This is a genomic window from Luteibacter aegosomatis, assembly GCF_023078455.1.
Lineage (GTDB): Bacteria > Pseudomonadota > Gammaproteobacteria > Xanthomonadales > Rhodanobacteraceae > Luteibacter > Luteibacter aegosomatis.
Genome location: NZ_CP095740.1, coordinates 797,308 through 816,604, shown reverse-complemented (window position 1 = coordinate 816,604; position 19,297 = coordinate 797,308). Strand labels below are relative to the sequence as shown.

Annotated in this window: 17 protein-coding genes; 10 read left to right on the top strand and 7 right to left on the bottom strand. The window is 68.1% G+C overall.

Annotated features, from left to right (window positions below; all coding sequences use genetic code 11):
- Positions 1–176: 176 nt before the first annotated feature.
- Together L2Y94_RS03585 and L2Y94_RS03580 are read right to left on the bottom strand one after the other, a co-directional pair.
- Positions 177–1,190, bottom strand: a complete 1,014-nt coding sequence (locus L2Y94_RS03585) for a zinc-binding alcohol dehydrogenase family protein (protein ID WP_247373172.1) — start codon at positions 1,188–1,190, stop codon at positions 177–179.
- Positions 1,191–1,212: 22 nt separating this feature from the next.
- Positions 1,213–2,400 (bottom strand): MFS transporter, encoded by a 1,188-nt coding sequence (locus L2Y94_RS03580; RefSeq protein WP_247373171.1) that lies wholly within the window; start codon positions 2,398–2,400, stop codon positions 1,213–1,215.
- A 115-nt stretch (positions 2,401–2,515) separates the two neighbouring features.
- Between L2Y94_RS03580 and cls the strand changes: the two genes are divergently transcribed.
- The 3 genes from cls (at position 2,516) to L2Y94_RS03565 (ending at position 5,836) form a co-directional block, all read left to right on the top strand.
- Complete coding sequence (gene cls, locus L2Y94_RS03575) at positions 2,516–3,937, top strand: cardiolipin synthase (RefSeq protein WP_247373170.1); 1,422 nt, start codon at positions 2,516–2,518, stop codon at positions 3,935–3,937.
- A gap of 286 nt (positions 3,938–4,223) precedes the next feature.
- Entirely contained in the window at positions 4,224–4,940 is a 717-nt protein-coding gene (locus tag L2Y94_RS03570) for an SDR family oxidoreductase (protein WP_247373169.1), read from the top strand.
- Between the two features lie 134 nt (positions 4,941–5,074).
- The gene (locus tag L2Y94_RS03565) at positions 5,075–5,836 is read left to right on the top strand and encodes a carboxylesterase family protein (protein WP_247373168.1); all 762 of its coding nucleotides are present in this window, start codon (positions 5,075–5,077) and stop codon (positions 5,834–5,836) included.
- A gap of 25 nt (positions 5,837–5,861) precedes the next feature.
- Here L2Y94_RS03565 and L2Y94_RS03560 read toward each other — a convergent pair whose 3' ends face one another.
- The 5 genes from L2Y94_RS03560 to L2Y94_RS03540 form a co-directional block, all read right to left on the bottom strand.
- Positions 5,862–6,257 (bottom strand): hypothetical protein, encoded by a 396-nt coding sequence (locus L2Y94_RS03560; protein ID WP_247373167.1) that lies wholly within the window; start codon positions 6,255–6,257, stop codon positions 5,862–5,864.
- A gap of 30 nt (positions 6,258–6,287) precedes the next feature.
- Positions 6,288–7,484: an MFS transporter gene (locus L2Y94_RS03555; RefSeq protein ID WP_247373165.1), complete on the bottom strand. Its 1,197-nt coding sequence runs from the start codon at positions 7,482–7,484 to the stop codon at positions 6,288–6,290.
- A 191-nt stretch (positions 7,485–7,675) separates the two neighbouring features.
- A complete protein-coding gene (locus L2Y94_RS03550; RefSeq protein WP_247373163.1) occupies positions 7,676–8,692 on the bottom strand; it encodes a Gfo/Idh/MocA family oxidoreductase in 1,017 nt (338 codons plus the stop codon).
- A 10-nt stretch (positions 8,693–8,702) separates the two neighbouring features.
- Positions 8,703–9,695, bottom strand: a complete 993-nt coding sequence (gene iolG, locus L2Y94_RS03545; protein WP_247373161.1) for an inositol 2-dehydrogenase — start codon at positions 9,693–9,695, stop codon at positions 8,703–8,705.
- Positions 9,688–10,551: a MurR/RpiR family transcriptional regulator gene (locus L2Y94_RS03540; protein ID WP_144915023.1), complete on the bottom strand. Its 864-nt coding sequence runs from the start codon at positions 10,549–10,551 to the stop codon at positions 9,688–9,690. The genes iolG and L2Y94_RS03540 overlap by 8 nt, the downstream gene beginning before the upstream one ends.
- A 179-nt stretch (positions 10,552–10,730) precedes the next feature.
- On the opposite strand from L2Y94_RS03540, the gene L2Y94_RS03535 reads away from it, so the two are divergent.
- Genes L2Y94_RS03535 through iolB form a run of 7 tightly spaced genes read left to right on the top strand, consistent with a single transcriptional unit; the run spans position 10,731 to position 19,279 of the window.
- A complete protein-coding gene (locus L2Y94_RS03535; protein WP_144915026.1) occupies positions 10,731–11,774 on the top strand; it encodes a sugar ABC transporter substrate-binding protein in 1,044 nt (347 codons plus the stop codon).
- 14 nt (positions 11,775–11,788) lie between these two features.
- Positions 11,789–12,922, top strand: a complete 1,134-nt coding sequence (locus tag L2Y94_RS03530; protein WP_144915028.1) for an ABC transporter permease — start codon at positions 11,789–11,791, stop codon at positions 12,920–12,922.
- Between the two features lie 2 nt (positions 12,923–12,924).
- On the top strand, positions 12,925–13,719 hold the full coding sequence (locus tag L2Y94_RS03525; protein ID WP_247375104.1) for an ATP-binding cassette domain-containing protein: 795 nt from the start codon (positions 12,925–12,927) through the stop codon (positions 13,717–13,719).
- 19 nt (positions 13,720–13,738) lie between these two features.
- Positions 13,739–15,700, top strand: coding sequence for a bifunctional 5-dehydro-2-deoxygluconokinase/5-dehydro-2-deoxyphosphogluconate aldolase (locus L2Y94_RS03520; protein WP_247373160.1), 1,962 nt, complete (start codon positions 13,739–13,741; stop codon positions 15,698–15,700).
- The gene (iolD, locus tag L2Y94_RS03515) at positions 15,697–17,580 is read left to right on the top strand and encodes a 3D-(3,5/4)-trihydroxycyclohexane-1,2-dione acylhydrolase (decyclizing) (protein WP_247373159.1); all 1,884 of its coding nucleotides are present in this window, start codon (positions 15,697–15,699) and stop codon (positions 17,578–17,580) included. Before L2Y94_RS03520 ends, iolD begins: the two co-directional genes overlap by 4 nt.
- Positions 17,577–18,485: a myo-inosose-2 dehydratase gene (gene iolE, locus L2Y94_RS03510; protein ID WP_247373158.1), complete on the top strand. Its 909-nt coding sequence runs from the start codon at positions 17,577–17,579 to the stop codon at positions 18,483–18,485. Before iolD ends, iolE begins: the two co-directional genes overlap by 4 nt.
- Entirely contained in the window at positions 18,482–19,279 is a 798-nt protein-coding gene (gene iolB, locus L2Y94_RS03505) for a 5-deoxy-glucuronate isomerase (protein ID WP_247373157.1), read from the top strand. The genes iolE and iolB overlap by 4 nt, the downstream gene beginning before the upstream one ends.
- The last annotated feature ends 18 nt before the right edge of the window (positions 19,280–19,297 follow it).

The window sequence follows — 19,297 nt, the reverse complement described above, 5'->3', positions numbered from 1 at the left end:
CCTGTCCGCGAACCCTCGAGCAGGCTAGGGTGAATGAGGCTATGCGTTGATGGTGCGAGCGTTTGGAATCTCGCCCGATCAACGCATAGCCTCATTCGTATCCGGTCAGGGCTGAGGGTTCGCGGACAGAGTCCGCTCCCACCCCTCCGGTAGGTGGGCTCGGATGCCTCGAGCCTTCAGAACCCCTCGAGCACCACCTTACCGATCGTGCTCCCGCTTTCCAGCTTCTCGTGCGCGCGCCACAGGTTGGCCGCGTTAACCGTGCCGACGTTTTCCCGCATCGTCGTGCGCACCACGCCCGCATCCACCAGGTTAGCCACCTCGTCGAGGATGCGTCCCTGTTCGCCCATGTCCTCGGTGCGGAACAGCGACCGCGTGTACATCAACTCCCAATGCAGCGACAGGCTCTTGCGCTTGAGCAGGCGGATATCGATCGAGTCGTCGGGATCGTCGATGAGACCGAGCTTGCCGTGCGGCTTGAGCAGCTCCACCAACGCCGGATAGTGCAACTCCGTGCGCGTGAGGGAAAGCACGTAGTCGACGCCTTCCGGCGCCACGGCACGCACCTCCGCCTCCAGCGGGCGCGAATGGTCGACCACGTGGTGCGCACCCATCGCTTCGACCCACTGACGGGTTTCCGGGCGCGACGCCGTGCCGATCACGGTGAGGCCGGTCATCTTGCGCGCCAGTTGCACCGCGATGGAACCCACGCCACCGGCCGCGCCCACGACCAGCAGCGTGGCCGGGCGTCCCTGCGTGCCGAACGGCACGCCCATGCGCTCGAACATCAGCTCCCACGCGGTGACCGCCGTCAGCGGCAACGCCGCCGCCTCGGCCATGCCCAGCGTGGACGGCTTGCGGCCGACGATGCGTTCGTCGACCACCTGATGCTCGGCGTTGGTGCCGGGGCGCTCCAGTTCGCCCGCGTACCACACGGCATCGCCGGGCTTGAAGCGGCCGACCTCGGCACCCACGGCCACGACCGTACCGGCCGCATCCCAACCGAGCACGCCCTGGCCCTCACTGCCCGCCTTGCGCCGGCGGATCTTGGTATCCACCGGATTGACCGAGATCGCTTCCACTTTCACCAGCAGGTCGCGAGGCCCGGGCGACGGTTCGGGCAGATCGGCATCGGCGAGGCTGCGCGCATCGTCGGCGGGCAACGACTGGACATGGACGACGGCTTTCATGGCTTGGTTTGTCTCCGGAAGATCAGGCGCGTTCGACGAGGGGAACCAGGGTGGAGCGGCGTTCGAGCATCACGCTCGCGACGGTCGCCAGCAGGCCGGCCACGGTCACCGCGGCACCCGCCAGGCTCACGGCCGGCAGGCCCAGGCCCGCGGCGATCACCACGCCACCCAGCCACGCGCCACCGGCATTGCCGAGGTTGAACGCGGCGATGTTCAGCGTGGAAGCGAGATTCGGCGCATCGCCCGCCACGTGTACCACGCGCGACTGCAACGGCGCGACCGTGGCGAACGAGGCGATGCCCCAGACGAAGACGGTGACGATGGCCGCCAGGGTGGAATGCATGGTCCAGGCGAACACGACCAGCAACGCGGCCAGCACGACGAGGATGCCCATCAGCGAGGGCATGAGGCGCCAGTCGGCCAGGCGACCGCCGAGCATGTTGCCGATCGTGGTACCGACGCCGAAGAGCACCAGCACGGCGCCGGTCCAATGCGGGCTCACGTGCGACTGTTCCTGGAGGATCGGCGCGATATAGGTGAACACGGTGAACACGCCGCCGAAACCCAGCACCGTCATGCCCAACGCGATCAGCGCCTGCGGTTCGCGCAACACCCGCAGTTCGCGGCGCATGTCCGGTGCGCGCAGGTGGGGCAACGCGGGCACGAAACGGATCACCGCCACCGCGGCGAGCACGCCCAGCACGGTCACCGCCCAGAACGTGGCGCGCCAGCCGGCCCATTGGCCGAGAAAGGTGCCGAACGGCACGCCCAGCACGTTGGCCAGCGTCAGCCCGGCGAACATCAGCGCGATGGCCCGGGCCCGCTGGTTCGCCGGCACCAGGTGGGCGGCCACCACGGCGCCGATGCCGAAGAACGAACCATGGCAGAACGCCGCGACCACGCGAGCGGTCATCAGCATGCCGTAGTTCGGCGCCACGGCGCAGAGCAGGTTGCCGAGGATGAACAGGCCCAGCAGCAACAGCAGGGCGCGCTTGCGCTCCAGCTTCGCGGTGAGCGCGGCCAGCAGCGGCGCGCCCACGGCCACGCCCAGCGCATAGCCGGAAACCAGCATGCCCGCCGAGGGAATGCTCACGCGCAGGTCGGCGGCCACCTCCGGCAGCAGGCCCATGATCACGAACTCGGTGGTGCCGATGGCAAAGGCGGCCACCGCCAATGCCAGCAGGGGCAGACGGGAAGGCGAGGGATTCATAGGATAGGCTCGACGAAAACGAAGGCGCCTATTGTCCCGTGCTGCTGCCCATGCAAAAACGCTCCCGCGCGACAAACACTGTTGCCGCAGACTTGAAGATCGGAGGCCGCCGGCCGTGATCACCACGCTGATCGCCCTGGCCGCCCTGAGCCTCCACGTGGCCGGGATCTTCGCGGCCATGCATGCGGTGATGCATACCCGCACCGCCCAGGGCGCCTTCGCCTGGTCGCTCGGGCTGGTGCTGGTCCCGTACGTGGCCCTGGTGCCCTACCTGTTCCTCGGCGCCAGCCACTTCGGCGGCTACGTCGACCTTCACCGGCAGCGCCAGTCGCGTTTCTTCATGCTGCACGACGAAGCGAGCCGGCCGCCGCGGGACGGCGCGGTGCATCGGCCGGACACGGTCCACGACCCCCGCTATGCCCCCATCGGCCACATGCTCAAGACCGCCATGCACGGGGGCAACGCGCTGACCCTGCTCGTCGACGGCCAGGCCGCCTTCGATGCCATGCTCGCCGCCATCGCCCGCGCGGAGCAGTACGTGCTGGTGCAGTTCTTCATCATCCACGACGACGACCTCGGCGGGCGCCTGCGCGATGCCCTGCTCGAACGCGCCGCCGCCGGGGTGAAGGTCTGCCTGCTCTACGACGGCATCGGCAGCCATGCCCTGCCCGACCGCTTCGTGGAGCGGCTGCGCCAGGGCGGGGTGCAGGCACGGCCGTTCGCCACGCGACGCTGGCGCAACCGCTTTCAGCTCAACTTCCGCAACCATCGCAAGGTCCTGGTGGTGGACGGCACGCACGGTTTCGTCGGCGGCCTCAATGCGGGCGACGAATACCTCGGCGCCAACCCCGTCCTGTCGCCCTGGCGCGACACGCACATGGGCATCGAAGGGCCGGCCGTGGCCGACCTGCAACGCGCCTTCGCCGAAGACTGGTACTGGGTCACCGGCCGGCGGCCCCCGTCGCTGGCGCCGCTGGAGCGATGCGGGCGCGCGGCGAGCATGATCGTCGCCACGGGCCCCGCCGACCGCCAGGAGAGCTGCTCGCTATTCTTCACCCAGGCGATCCACGCCGCGAAGAAACGCATCTGGATCACCACGCCGTATTTCGTGCCCGATGCCGCCGTGTTCGGCGCGCTGCGGCTGGCGGTATTCCGCGGCGTGGACGTGCGCATCCTCATTCCCGATCGCCCCGACCACCGCACGGTCTTCATGGCCTCGACGCTCTACGCGCACGAAGCCACCGTCGCCGGCATCCGCGTCTTCCGCTTCCATGACGGATTCACCCACCAGAAGGTGATGCTCATCGACCACGACACCGCGGTGATCGGCAGCATGAACCTCGACAACCGCAGCTTCCGCCTGAATTTCGAGATCGCCGCGCTCAACGTCGACGAGGCCTTCGCCGGCGAGGTGGAAGCCATGCTCAAAGCCGACCTCGCGCGAAGCGACGAGGTCAATCCGAACGATTACCGCCGCCTGCCCTATCTGTCGCGCGTGGCATTGCACGTGGCCCGCATGTTCGATCCGGTGCTCTGACGCTGCGTCGGCCACCACACGCTTGGCCGCGATCGTGGCCGGCAAGGGATCCGTATTCATTCCGACGGGGAATAGGGATTATCGCCGGATCGTCCCTGCCATTCCCTTGGAGCACGGTTCAGAATCGGGTGGACGGTCCACCAGCTGTACCCGTCTCCACCGTGTTCCAACAGGGACGCCGTCATGATCGACGTCGACGCATCGCCACATGCTGCCGCCCATTCGCAAGGCCACTGCCTGAACCACGCATGCCGCCCGCCGTACGGTGGGCGGCGAAGGAATCCGCATGTCCCGCACCTTTCTCATCACCGGCGCCAGCAAGGGTATCGGCCTGGCGCTCTCGGCGAGGCTCGCCGACGCCGGCCATCATGTGGTCGGCCTGGCACGTTCGGCACCCGCCGAGTTTCCCGGCACGTTCGTTCCCGTCGACCTGAGCGACGACACCGCCACGCACGCGACGTTGCGGGACATCGCGCAGCGCTTCACGCTCGATGGCGTGGTGAACAACGTCGGGCTGGTGCGTCCGGCCCTGCTGGCGGACGTCACCTTGCCGGCTCTGGACGAGGTCTTCGGCGTCAATCTGCATCCTGCCCTCCTGGCGGCGCAGGCGGCCCTGCCCGGCATGAAGGCGAGGGGCTGGGGCCGCGTCGTCAACATCTCCAGCCTGACCATCCTCGGCATGCCGCAGCGCACGGCGTATGCGGCCGCCAAGGCGGCGCTGGTCAGCTTCACGCGCAGCTGGGCGCTGGAGCTGGCGGATACGGGTATCACGGTCAACGCGGTCGCGCCCGGTCCCACCGAAACCGAGTTGTTCCGCGCCAATAATCCACCCGGAAGCGAAGGCGAGAGACGCTACCTGGCGGGCGTGCCGATGGGTCGCTTCGGGAAACCCGACGAGATAGCGGCGACCGTCGCCTTCCTGCTGTCGGAGCAAGCCAGCTTCATGACGGGGCAGACCTTGCACGTCGACGGCGGCGCGTCGCTCGGGCGCCTGGCGTTCTGACGAAACGCATATGACGTGTACGGGACCGCCGCCACACCGCCGTGGTCGATCCCGTGCTATGACGGCGAGGGGCTTGCCACTCACTCGAAACGCCGACAAAGTCGACTCCCACGCCATCCACCGGAAACCTGTCGATGATCCGCACCCTGGCCTTCCTCGCCGCCACCGCCATGACCGGCAACGCGCTCGCCGCGACGTCGGGTTTCGTCGAACGCAGCCTCGCCGTGCACGGCAAGACGTATCGCTACCAGGTGTTCGTACCCGCGAGCCTCGAGGGCCATCCCGCCGTGGTGCTCTTCCTGCACGGCAGCGGCGAGCGCGGCAGCGACAACCGCAAGCAGCTCACCCAGGGGCTGCCGCATTGGCTCGACGACCATCCGGACTTCCCGGCCGTGGTGGTCGTGCCGCAGGTGCCCGACGGCCAGGAATGGACCGACCGCGACAACGCCGACATGGCGATGGCCGCACTCGACCATGCGATCGAGGATTTCCACGGCGACCGGCATCGCCTGTACCTCACCGGGCTGTCGATGGGCGGCTACGGCTCATGGCAGTTGGCGGTGGACCATCCTGGCATCTTCGCGGCGGCGGCGATCATCTGCGGCGGCGTGACGTCGCTTTCCGATGAGCGTTCGCTCTACGTGCACGGCGTGCCCGACGGCGCGGACGCCTTCGACTGGACGGCGAAGAAGATCGGCAAGCTGCCGGTGTGGATCTTCCACGGCGGCGCCGACGACGTGGTGCCCACCGAGCAGTCGCGCCGGATGCATGCGGCGCTGGAGAAGCGCCACGCGGTGGTGAAGTACACCGAGTACCCGGGCGTGGGGCATGGGTCGTGGGACAAGGCGTATGCCGAGCCGGATCTGTGGCGCTGGATGTTCGGGCATCGACGATAACCGGGCATGGCGACCGGTTTCGGCCTCAGTCCCCCCGCACGTGCCCCAGCAACCGCTTGAACCCGCCCGAAAACAGGGCCCAGCCGATCGCGGCCCCGAGCAATCCACCCAGCAACTCGAACAGCACCCGCAAGCCGATCGCATCCGGATCGTGCACCGCCGCCAGCTTGATCCGCAGCAACGACGGCGACTGCATCGGCACCACGTTGAAGTAGAACAGGTTCCACATGTCCTGCCCCGCGGCCACGACGATGGTGAGCGCGTAGGCGACCGAAAGCTCCTTGCCGTCGCTCCAGCCGCCGCCCTTGCCGAACAGGGCGCGCACCAGCAGGTACATCACGATGCCGACGAGCAGGGCGATGCCACCCGCCTGCAAGGCACCGACGATGCCGTAGCCCATCCAGCTGCGATCGTATGGCATGAAGCGGACTCGTGAAGGATCAGGCGGGCATTATGCCCGGCCGAAGCGCAGATAGAGCGAGATCGATAGCAGCACGCCAGCCAGCGACGCGAACGCCGCCATCAGGAAAATGCCCGGGTAATCGAAACGTCCTGCGATCCATCCGCCCAGCGGGCCGGTGACGCCCAACGCCACGTCCAGGAACACCGAATACGCGCCCAGCGCGGCGCCGCGATTGTGCGTGCTCACGCGACTGACGGCTTCGACGCCCAGCGAAGGAAAGACCAGGGCGAAACCGGCGCCGGTCAGCGCCGCGCCCGCCAGCGCGAGATGCGGCGTGCCGCCCTGCCAGAGCAGGATCAGGCCAAGGCATTCGATGGCCAGCGAGGCGATCGCCACGCGATAGCCGCCGAAGCGGTCGATGGCGTTGCCGAACACCAGGCGCATGCCGATGAAACAGCCGCCGAACACGGACAACGACAGCGCGGCGCCCTCCCAGCCCCGGCTGGCGTAATACAACGCCACGAAGGTGGACAGCGAACCGAAACCGATCGAACCCAGGGCAAGGCCCGCGCCGTAGGGCGTCACCCGCGACAGCACGCTGCCGAACGACAGGCGCTCGCCGTGGGTCGGCGGCACGTGGGCTTTCCACAGCGCGAACGGCAGCACCAGGACACCCAGCGCGAAGGTGACGACGCCCAGCGCGATGAAGCCATGGTCGGCCGCGAGCTTCACGCCCAGGGGGGCGCCGAGGGCGATGCCGCCATAGGTGGCGATGCCGTTCCAGGAAATCACGCGGGCCGTGTGCTCGCCGCCGATGCCCGCGATACCCCAGGCGATGCAGCCGGTACCCACCCAGCTCTCGGCGAAACCGAGGCCGAAGCGGCTCAGCACGATCAGCGCCAGGGACAGCGCCGGTGTCTTGGGCACCAGCGCGGCCAGGGCGAGGAACAGACCCGCCAGCGCGAACACGATCAACCCGGCCACCACGGCGCGCTTGGGGCCCATGGCGTCGGCCATGCGCCCGGCATGGGGGCGGCTCAACAGGGTGGAGGCGTACTGGACGCTCACCGCCAAGCCCGCCAGCACCGTGGAATAGCCCAGGCCCCCGTGCACGAAGCCGGGCAGCACCGCGAGCGGAATGCCGATGCCGAGGTAGCAGACGAACGTGAAGACGACCGCGGAGAGGATCCGCGCGGTGACGGCGAAACGCCGTCCGCGATGGGGGACTAAGGATGGGAGGGACATGGCCCGGGCATTATACGGGAGGGGTTGTTGCGGCGCGTCATCCCGGTGGATGAAGGGACATTTAAAAGGGCGGGAGCGGTGAGACGCCGGGTTCCTGCCTTCGCAGGAACGACGTGAGGATGCTCATGCGCAACGTCGAATCTTGTACGTCGTCGTTCCTGGGAAGGCAGGAACCCGGCGTCTCCCGCGCCTCAGTCCAACGCCACCACCCCACCCGACTGCAACGACTCCCGCATCGCCACCGCGATCCGCGTCGCTTCCACCGCGTCGTCCATGGTGAGGTCGAACGGCGTGTCATCCAGCACCGCGTCGACGAAATGCTTCGCCTGCGTCACGAAGGCCGGCGCGAACCGCTCGTAGAACGACGGCACCACCGTGTTCCTCACGCCGCCCGCGTCGGAGATCTCCACCCGGTTCGCCCGCGGATTGCGCCCGATGCTCAGCTTGCCCGCGGTGCCGGTCACGTCGGTGTGCGTGTCGTGGCCGTGCGCCTGCGTGCGCGAGGCGTGGAACATCGCCATGCGCCCGCCTTCGAACTCGACGATGGCGATGCCGTTGTCGACGTCGCCGATATCTTCCAGCGGGGGATACATCGCCACCGTACCGGCCGCATAGGCCTTCAAGGCCTTCGGCCGCCCGAGCAGCCAGCGCGCGAGGTCCACGTCGTGCACGCTGCAATCCAGGAAAATGCCGCCGCTGGTGGGCGCGAACTTCAGGAAGGCACCCGTCGGATCGGCCAGGTCGGCCGTCTGCGAGTAGACGAGGAAAGGTCGGCCGATGCCGCCCGCCTCGATGTGCCGGAAGGCGTCGCGATAGCTTTCGTCGAAGCGTCGCACGAAACCCACCATCGCGCGTTTCTCCGCGGCCGCGGCGTGCGCCGCGGCGCGGCGGCATTCGTCGAGGTCGAGCGACAGCGGCTTTTCGCAGAACACATGCTTGCCCGCATCCAGCGCCTGCGCGATCTGCGCCGGATGCAACGACGTCGGCGTAACGAGGAACACCGCGTCGATGCCGGGATCGGCAAGCATCGCTTCGTAGCGATCGTGAATGGCCGCCACGCCGATGTTGTCGCGCGCCCATGCACGCTCCCCTTCGACGGGACTGCACACGGCCACCAGCTCGGCGCGCGGCACGGCACGCGAAAGGTTCTCCGCGTAACGCTGGCCCAGGCGGCCCAGGCCCGCCAAGCCGATACGAAGCTTGTTCATGCCATCACCCCTAGATGTTCACCTGCACGGCCTGGCCCTCGCGCCACGAGCGCGCGGCCGCCTCGGCCAGCTCGAGCGCCTTGATGCCGTCGGCGATGGTCGTGCGCACCGGCGTGCCCCCGGACAGCGCGTCGAAGAAATGCGCGATCTCCGCCGCATACGCCTCGCGATAACGCTCGAGGAAGAAGTGCTCGGGCAGGTCGTGCGCGATGTTCGCGGCGGTATGCGAGACCACCTGCGTCGGCGCGACGTTGCCCGCCTGGAGCATGCCCTTGCTGCCGAGCACCTCGAAGCGCTGGTCGTAGCCGTATGCCGCGCGGCGCGAGGTATTGATCTGGCACAACCGCCCCTTCTTCGTGCGGATGGTGACGGCCGTGGTGTCGATGTCGCCCGCCTCCTCGATGGCCGGATCGGTGAGGCAACTGCCCGAGGCATGCACGCTCACGGCCACGTCGTCGAGGATCCAGCGGAAGATGTCGAAATCGTGGATCAGCATGTCCTTGAAGATGCCGCCCGAACTCTTGATGTAGCTCACCGGCGGCGCGCCGGGATCGCGGCTGGTGACCACGAGCACTTCGGGCGTGCCGACCTCGCCGTCGTCAAGGCGCTTCTTCAGCGACGAGAACGTCGGATCGAAACGCCGCTGGAAGGCGATCATGCAGGTGACGCCGGCCTTCTCCACCGCGGCCTGGCATCCACGCGCGCGCTCGACGTCGAGATCCACGGGCTTTTCGCAGAAGATCGCCTTGCCCGCGGCCGCCGCGCGATGGATCAGGTCGGCGTGCGTGTCGGTGCTGGAGCCGATCACCACCGCGCCGACGGAAGGATCGTTCAGCGCCTCGTCGACGCTCGCGACCTTCGCGCCATGCGTCTCGGCCAGCGCCTTGGCCGACGGCTCGTGCACGTCCACCACGTAACGCAGCCGCGCCTGGGGATGGCGGGCCACGTTGGCCGCGTGGATCTTGCCGATGCGACCGGCACCGAAAACGGCAACTTCAATCATCGTATTCTCCTCGGGGAACGGTTTCTTCAACGGTCAGTTCGAGTTTGTAGGCCAGCGCGACGAAGAGCGCCTGGCAAAGGCACATGGTGCTGGTAAGGCCACGGAAGGCGAACGCGCTGCCCTCCTTCACCTTCAGCAGCACGTCGGAATGGCGCGACAGCGGGCCGAGATCGCTCTCGGTGATCGCGAGCACGTCGGCACGATGCTGCTGCGCCACGCGCATCGCGTAGAGGGTTTCCTTGCCGAACGGCGGGAAGCTGATGGCGATCAGCGCATCGCCCTTGCCCATGCTGCGCAGCTGCTCGCGATACATGCCGCCGAGGCCGTTGACCAGGTGCACGCGCTTGGGCGTGTGCTGCAGGGCGTAGGCGATGTAGCTGGCGATGGCGAACGAGCGGCGCACGCCGATCACGTAGATGTTCTCCGCCGCGGCGAGCAGGTCCACGGCTTTCTGGAAGCGCGCTTCGTCCAGCTCCGACGACAGCTCGTCGAGGGCCACGCGGCTGGCATCGATGAAGCGCGAGGCGATTTCCACCGGACGCATGTCGCCCGAACGGTCGATGACGCTGCGGATGCGCTGCTGGTAGCTGCGCGACGGCGTGGCCTGCGCGGTCCAGGCATCGCGGAACACCGCCTGCATTTCGCTGAAGCCCGAATAGCCGAAGCGCTGGGCGAAACGGACCACGGCCGAGGCATGCACGCCCGAGCCCTCGGCGATTTCGCCGACCCGCTGCAGCATGATCGAGCCGCGATGCGCTTCCAGGTAGCGCGCCACGCCCTGCAATTGGCGCGGCAACGCCTCGAACTCGTCGGCGATGCGCTGCATGAGCTGATCGGCTTCGCTGGGTTTGGCCATCGGCCGCTCCGTCGGGTGGGACGAGGCGCATTGAAGCAGTCATGGAACATTTTTTCCATTTATTTTTATGCTGCAATGCAAATTGCAACCGGCGTTCCACGGGGCCATGCTCGACCCGCTTTCGGCAAAACCCGGCCGCAAGGCCGTATCGCGTCCGACACCCTTCACCTGGAGGCATCATGCGATCCAAACCGTTCCTCGCCTCGCTGGCCGCTGCCCTCGCCGTGGGCCTCGGTCTCGCCGCTCCCGCCACCCAGGCCGCTTCGGGCGACCGCTACGTGCTGGTCACCCACGCCGCCGATTCCGACTCGTGGTGGAACACGATCAAGAACGCCATCAAGCAGGCGGGCGACGATTTCGGCGTGGCCGTCGACTACCGCGGCTCGGGCAACGGCGACCTGAGCGAAATGGCCCGCCAGCTCGAATCCGCCGCCGCGCGCAACTACAAGGGCGTGGCCTTCGACATCGCCAGCTACGCCGTGCTCAAGGCACCGGCCGCCAAGGTCGCCGCCAAGGGCATTCCCATCGTCACGATCAACTCCGGCACGCCGGAGGAGAGCAAGAAGCTCGGCGCCCTGATGCACATCGGCCAGGGCGAGTACGACGCGGGCAAGGCGGCGGGCGAACGCGCCAAGGCGGCCGGCAAGAAGAGCTTCGTCTGCGTGAACCATTACGCCACCAACAACGCCTCGTTCGAGCGCTGCCAGGGCTTCGCCGACGCGTTGGGCATCAAGGACTGGCGACAGACCTCCATGATCGACACCGGCATGGACCCGACCGTGGTCTCGAGCAAGCTCAGCGCCTACCTGCGCTCGCATCCCAAGACCGAAGCCATCCTCGCGCTCGGCCCCAATGCCGCGGAACCCGCGATCAAGGTGGTGAACGACCTGCACCTGAAGGGCTCGATCTATTTCGGCACCTTCGACCTCTCGCCCGCCATCATCGACGGCATCAAGTCCGGCACCATCCAGTACGCCATCGACCAGCAGCCTTACCTGCAGGGCTACATGGGCATCGCCGCGCTGGTGATCGCGAACGAACAGAACACGAAAGACCCCGCGAAGATCATCGCCGCGCTCAAGGCCAACCCGAAATTCCAGGCGCGCCTGAAGCAGTACGACCTCAAGCCCATCTACACCGCCACCGGCGTCAGTTCCGGCCCGGCCTTCGTCACCAAGGACAACGTCTCCACCGTCGAGAAATACGCGGGCCAGTACCGCTGAGCGGAAACCATCCCATGAGTGCCATACACCAGAGCGTCAGCCACATGATCGAGCGTCAACCAGCGGACGAACGCGTACGGAAGATTTCCCCGTGGCGCGTTCTCCTCGACCGGCCCGAACTGGGCGCCATCGCGGGCACCGTGCTCGTCTTCGCGTTCTTCGGCATCTTCGCCGGCGATTCGGGCATGTTCGCCCTCGACGGCGTCATCAACTGGGCCAAGGTGGCCGGTTACCTCGGCATCCTCGCCGTGGGCGCCTGCCTGCTGATGATCGCCGGCGAGTTCGACCTGTCGATGGGCTCGATGATCGGCTTCGCCGGCGTCGCCGTGGCCATCCCGCCCATGTACCTGGGATGGCCGCTGTGGGCCTCGGTGATCTTCGCCTTCGCCGCCTGCATGGCGCTGGGCGCGTTGAACGGCTATCTCGTGGTACGCACGAAGCTGCCCTCGTTCATCGTCACGCTGGCCTTCATGTTCATCCTGCGCGGCCTCACCCTGGTGCTGTCCACCACCTTCGCCAACAGCACCATCGTCAGCGGCGTCGGCGACAAGTTCGGTGCGGCGCCGGTGGTGCAGGCGCTGTTCTCCGGCACCACCCTGCACGGGCTGTTCGTCTTCCTTGCCCACCACGGCATCGTCGACAGCTTCCCCAACGGCGAGCCGGTGGTCGACGGCATCCCCAAGGTGCTGCTGTGGTGGATCGGGCTGGCGGTGGCTTGCGGCTTCACCCTCGCCCGCACCCGCTTCGGCAACTGGATCTACACCGTCGGCGGCGACGCCAACGCGGCCAAGAACGTCGGCGTGCCGGTACGCCGCGTGAAGATCTCGCTGTTCGTGCTCACCGCCTTCTGCGCCTGCCTGTTCGGCGTGCTGCAGGTGGCCGAGTTCGGCTCGGCCGCGTCCGACCGCGGCCTGCAGAAGGAATTCGAAGCCATCATCGCGGTGGTGATCGGCGGCACGCTGCTCACCGGCGGCTTCGGCTCGGTGATCGGCGCATGCTTCGGCGCGGTCATCTTCGGCGTGGTGCAGATCGGCATCTCGTACACCAACATCGATTCGGATTGGTATCGCGTTTTCCTCGGCGGCATGCTGCTGATCGCGGTGCTGTTCAACCATTACATCCGCAGCCGCGCCTCGAGCGGCAAGTGAGCATGACCATGGCCGACGATTACATCCTCGAGCTGGACGACGTCAGCAAGTTCTTCGGCACGGTGATCGCCCTGCGCGGCGTCACCCTGCGCCTGAAGCGCGGTGAGGTGCACTGCCTCCTGGGCGACAACGGCGCGGGCAAGTCCACCCTCATCAAGACGCTGGCCGGCGTGCATTCGCCCAGCAGCGGGCAGTACCGGGTGGAAGGCCAGCCGGTACGCTTCAGTTCGCCGCGCGAGGCGCTCGACCGGGGCATCGCCACCGTCTACCAGGACCTCGCCCTGGTGCCGCTGATGAGCGTGGCGCGCAACTTCTTCGCCGGCCGTGAGCCGCGCCGCAAGCTGTTCGGCATGATCCCCGTGATCGACATGAAGTACGCCAACGAAACGGCCCGCGAGAAGCTGGCCGAGATGGGCATCGTCGTGCGCGACGCCGGCCAGGCGGTGGGCACCATGTCCGGCGGCGAGCGCCAGTGCCTGGCCATCGCCCGCGCCATCCACTTCGGCGCCAAGGTGCTGATCCTGGACGAGCCCACCGCCGCGCTCGGCGTCAAGCAGTCGTGCAACGTGCTCAAGCTGATCCACAAGGCCCGCGAGCGCGGCATCTCGGTGATATTCATCACCCACAACGTCCACCACGCCTACCCCATCGCCGACAGTTTCACGCTGCTCAACCGCGGCCAGTCGATGGGCACGTTCGCCAAGGCCGACATCTCCAAGGAAGAAGTCCTCGACATGATGGCCGGCGGTACCGAAATACAGAACCTCGTCGACGAACTGGAAGGCCGCGCGGCCTGACCCACGGAAACCCTCGCCCATGCGCAGTCCCTTGCCCCGCTCTCCCTCCCGCCCCGTCGACGTCGCCTGCATCGGCCGGCTGGCGGTCGACCTCTACGCGCAGCAGATCGGCGCGCGCCTGGAAGACGTCACCAGCTTCGCCAAGTACCTGGGCGGATCGTCCGCCAACGTGGCCTTCGGCACGGCCCGCCTCGGCCTGCGCTCGGCGATGATCGCCCGCGTCGGCGACGACCACATGGGCCGCTTCCTCACCGAGACGCTGGCGGCCGAGGGCTGCGACGTGAGCCAGGTCACGCCCGACCTCGAGCATCTCACCGCGCTGGCCATCCTCGGCATCAAGGACCGCGAGACCTTCCCGCTGCTGTTCTATCGCGAGAACTGCGCCGACATGGCGCTGACCGAACAGGACATCGACGAGCATTTCATCGCCGGATGCCGCGCGCTGGCGATCACCGGCACCCACCTGTCCCAGCCCGGCGTGCTCGCGGCGAGCCGTCGCGCACTCGAACTGGCCCGCGCGCACGACGTGCGCACGGTACTCGACATTGACTATCGCCCCGTCCTCTGGGGCCTCACCGGCCGCGCCGACGGCGAGCGTCGCTTCATCGCCGACGGCGGCGTGACCCGGCACCTGCAGGACGTGCTTTCGCTGTTCGACCTCGTCGTCGGCACCGAGGAGGAATTCCACATCGCGGGCGGCAGCGAAGACCTCGTCACCGCGCTGCGCACGGTGCGCGCCCTGACCGACGCCACCCTGCTCGTGAAACGCGGCCCGCTCGGTTGCAGCGTGATCGACGGTCCCGTACCGAACGACGTCGACGACGCGCCGACGTACCGCGGTTCGCGCGTCGACGTGCTCAACGTGCTCGGCGCGGGCGACGCCTTCCTCGCCGGATTCCTCAGCGGCTGGTTGCGCGGCGAATCCGTCGAACGCGCCTGCGCCTACGCCAACGCCTGCGGCGCCCTCGTGGTCTCCCGCCACGGCTGCGCGCCGGCCATGCCCGGCCGTGCCGAGCTGGACGCCTTCCTCGCCCGGGCGGATGCGGTCCGCCGCCCCGACCTCGACGACGAGCTGTCGCACCTGCACCGCACGGCGATACCGCGGCGCGCGTGGGACGAACTCTACGTCTTCGCCTTCGATCACCGCGTGCCGTTCTTCGAGCTGGTTCGCGAAACCGGCGGCGACGAAGCCCGCTTGCCGCGCCTGAAGACACTGCTCGTGGACGCCGTGGCAGCCACCGAACGCGCGGGCGACCTGCAAGGCCACGTCGGCCTGCTGTGCGACGACCGCTACGGCCAAGACGCGCTCAATGCCGCGACCGGCCGCGGCTGGTGGATCGGCCGCCCGGTGGAAGTCTCCGGCTCCAACCCGCTGGAGTTCGAGCGTGGCCGCTCGATCGGCAGCCAGCTCGTGAGCTGGCCGAAGGAACACGTGATCAAGTGCCTGGTGCACTTCGATCCCGATGCGCCCGCCGTGCACCGCGTGGAACAGGAAACCCAGCTGCGCTCGCTCTACGACGCCGCGAAGCTCAGCGGCCACGAGCTGCTGCTGGAAGTGATCCCGCCCGGTTGCAAGGATCTCGCGCGACGCGACGAACTCACGCTGCGCGCGCTCAAACGCATCTACAACCTCGGCATCCGACCCGACTGGTGGAAGCTCTGCCCGCTGGACCGCGCCACCTGGAAGGCCGTGGACGCGCTCATCGAAGAGCGCGATCCGCATTGCCGCGGCGTGCTCCTGCTCGGCCTCAACGCCTCCCTGGAAACCCTGACCGAGGGCTTCGCCCACGCCGCGGGCAGCCGTACCTGTCGCGGTTTCGCCGTGGGGCGCACGCTCTTCGTCGAACCGGCGGGCGCTTGGCTGGCCGGGCGCATCGACGACGACACCTTCGTCGCGCAGGCCCGCGCCGCCTTCGAGCAGATGATCGCGCTGTGGCGACGGTCGCGGCTCACGTCGGTCGAGGAAGGTGCGGCCGCATGAGCGCCACGATCCGCCTCACCTGCGCCCAGGCGCTGGTCCGATACCTGAGCGCCTTGCGTGCCCGCGACGCCGATGCCGAGCGGGCCGAGCCCTTGTTCGGCGGCGTCTTCGCCATCTTCGGCCATGGCAACGTCGCCGGCCTCGGCGAAGCGCTTTACGAGGCCCGCCACGAGCTGCCGACCTATCGCGCGCACAACGAACAGGCGATGGCGCACGCCGCCATCGCCTACGCCAAGGCCAGCATGCGCCGCCGCATGATGGCGGTGACCACCTCGATCGGCCCGGGTGCGACGAACCTGGTGACCGCCGCCGCGCTGGCCCACGTCAACCGCCTGCCGGTGCTGCTCCTGCCCGGCGACGTGTTCGTGTCGCGCGCGCCCGATCCCGTGCTGCAACAGCTGGAAGACTTCGCCGACGGCACCGTCACGGTGAACGATTGCCTGCGCCCCGTGTCGCGCTACTTCGATCGCATCGTCCGCCCCGAGCAGTTGCTCACGGCCCTGCCGCGCGCGATCCGCGCGCTCACCGATCCCGCGCTCTGCGGCCCGGTGACGCTGGCCCTGCCGCAGGACGTGCAGGCCGAAGCCTATGACTTCCCCGCGTCGTTCTTCGAACCGCGCGAGATCGTGTTCCGCGCGCCCATCCCCACCGACGACGAACTCATGCTCGCGCTCGATGCCATCGAGGCGTCCCAGCGGCCGGTGATCGTGGCCGGCGGCGGCGCGCTGTATGCGAAGGCCACGCCCGAACTGCTCGCCTTCGCCGACAAACACGGCGTGCCTGTGTGCGAGACGCAGGCAGGCAAGGGCGCGATGCCGTGGAACCATCCGCTGCAACTCGGCCCCGCCGGGGTGAGCGGTTCCACCGCCGCCAACGCCCTGCTCCGCGAAGCCGACCTCGTGATCGCGGTGGGCACCCGCCTGCAGGATTTCACCACCGGTTCGAACGCCTTGTTCCGCCACGTGCCGATCCTCTCGGTCAACGTGAACACGTTCGACTCGCTCAAGGGCGACGGCATCGAGGTGATCGGCGACGCCGCCCAGGTGCTCGACGACCTGAGCTTCGGCCTCGAGGAATGGGCCGCGCCCGATGCGTGGACCGAACGGGCCCGCCGGGCCGCCCGCCAATGGGTGGACACCGTGTCGCGCATCACGGCGGAGCGCCACCTGCCGCCGGGCCGCCTGCCCTACGACGGCGAAGTCATCGGCGCCGTGCAGCGGTCGTCCACCCGCTCGGCGATGAACGACATCGTGGTCTGCGCCGCGGGCACGCTCCCCGCCGAACTGGAAAAACTCTGGCGCACGGAAACCGCCGGCGGTTACCACATGGAGTACGGCTACTCGTGCATGGGCTACGAAATCGCCGGCGGCCTCGGCGTGAAGATGGCCCACCCCGACCGCGAGGTGATCGTGATGGTCGGCGACGGCAGCTACCTCATGATGAATTCCGAGATCGCCACCTCGGTGATGCTCGACGCCAAGCTCGTCATCGTGGTGCTCGACAATCGCGGTTACGGCTGCATCAACCGCCTGCAACAGGCCACCGGCGGCGCGCCGTTCAACAACCTGCTCGACGATTGCGTACAGGGCCGCCACGGCGCACCGCGCATCGATTTCGCCGCCCATGCGCGCTCGCTCGGCGCCATCGCCGAGCACGTGGCCGACATCGCCGGGCTGGAATCCGCGCTCGAGCGCGCCCGCGCCGCCGACCGCACCTACCTCGTCTGCATCGACACCGACCCCGCCCGCACCACCGACGACGGCGGCGCATGGTGGGAAGTGGCGGTGCCGGAAGTCTCCACGCGGACCGCCGTGCGCGACGCGCGCTCGGCCTACGAAACCGCCATCGCTGGCCGCAAGGCCGGGAACACGTCCCCATGAAGAACGACCCCATCCGCATCGGCATCAACCCCATCTCCTGGAGCAACGACGACCTGCCTTCGCTGGGTGGCGAGACGCCGTTGTCCACCGCCCTCACCGAAGGCAAGGCCATCGGCTACGAAGGCTTCGAACTCGGCAACAAGTTTCCGAAAGACCCTGCCGAACTGCGCGACCTCATGGCCGGTTACGGACTGGACGTGGTGTCGGGCTGGTACTCGGGGCGGGCCGCCACCCGTTCCGCGAAAGAGGAAAGCGAGGCGGTCGGCGCCCACCTGCGCCTTTTGGCCGAGAATGGCTGCAAGGTGATGGTGTATGGCGAGGTCGCCGATGCCATCCAGGGCGAACCCCTGTCGCTGTACAAGCGCCCGAGGTTCCGCACCGACGACGCATGGAAACGCTATGGCGAGAACCTCACGGACTTCGCCCGCTTCACGCTCTCGCATGGCGTGCGCCTGGCGTATCACCACCACATGGGCGCCTACGTCGAATCCCCCGACGACATCGACCGGCTCATGGCGCATACGGGCGACGAAGTGGGCCTGCTCTTCGACAGCGGGCATACCTTCTTCGGCGGTGGCGATCCGGTGGCCGTGCTCGATCGCCACATCGGCCGCATCTGCCACGTGCACTGCAAGGACGTGCGTCCCGACGTGGTGAAGCTCGCGCGCAACCGGCACTGGACCTTCCTCGAATCCGTGCTCAACGGCGCGTTCACCGTACCCGGCGACGGCGTGATCGACTTCGCCGCCATCGTCGACCGGCTTCGCGCCCACGGATACCGGGGCTGGCTGGTGGTCGAGGCCGAACAGGATCCCGCCGTGGCGCCCAGCTATGCGTACGCCGACAAGGGCTACCGCACGCTGCGCGCGTTGCTCGACCGCGAGCCGGTCAGGGAGGTCGCATGAGCCTGCTGGTCAAGTCCGCGCCGCGCGGCGAGGCGATCGTCAAGGTCACGCCCGAATCGGCGAAGTGGAAGCACGTGGGCTTCGAGGCGAGAAGGCTCGGCGCGGGCGAACGCACCGACATCACCCTTCCCGCCGATCGCGAGGGCTGCCTGGTCGTGCTGACGGGCACGGTCGACGTCGACGTCGGCGGCCAGGCGTGGACTTCGCTGGGCGGCCGCGCGAGCGTGTTCGACGACCGTTCGCCGCATGCCGTCTACGCGCCACCGGGCTCGGTCTTCCGCGTCACGGCGTCCACCGATGCCGAACTCGCCATCGCCACCGCACCGGGCACGGGCAAGTTCGGCGCGCGCCTGATCGATCCCTCCACCATGAAGCGCTCGGTGCGCGGCACGGGCGCGAACACGCGCTACGTCTGCGACATCCTGCCGGAGACCGAACCGGCCGAATCGCTCCTCGTCGTGGAAGTGCTCACGCCCGCCGGGCATTCGTCGAGCTACCCCCCGCACAAGCACGATACCGATGCGCTTCCCGACGAAAGCGTGCTCGAAGAGACCTATTACCACCGCATCGATCCGCCGCAGGGCTTCGCCTTCCAGCGCGTCTACACCGACGAGCGCGACATCGACGAATCGATGGCCGTCGGCGATCACGACGTGGTGATGGTGCCGCGCGGCTACCACCCCGTGGTGATGCCGCACGGCTACCGCGGCTATTACCTCAACGTCATGGCCGGCCCGCGCCGCGAGTGGCATTTCCGCAACGATCCCGCCCACGAATGGATGATCGCGCGCTGACCCGCGCCGTCCGGAGTA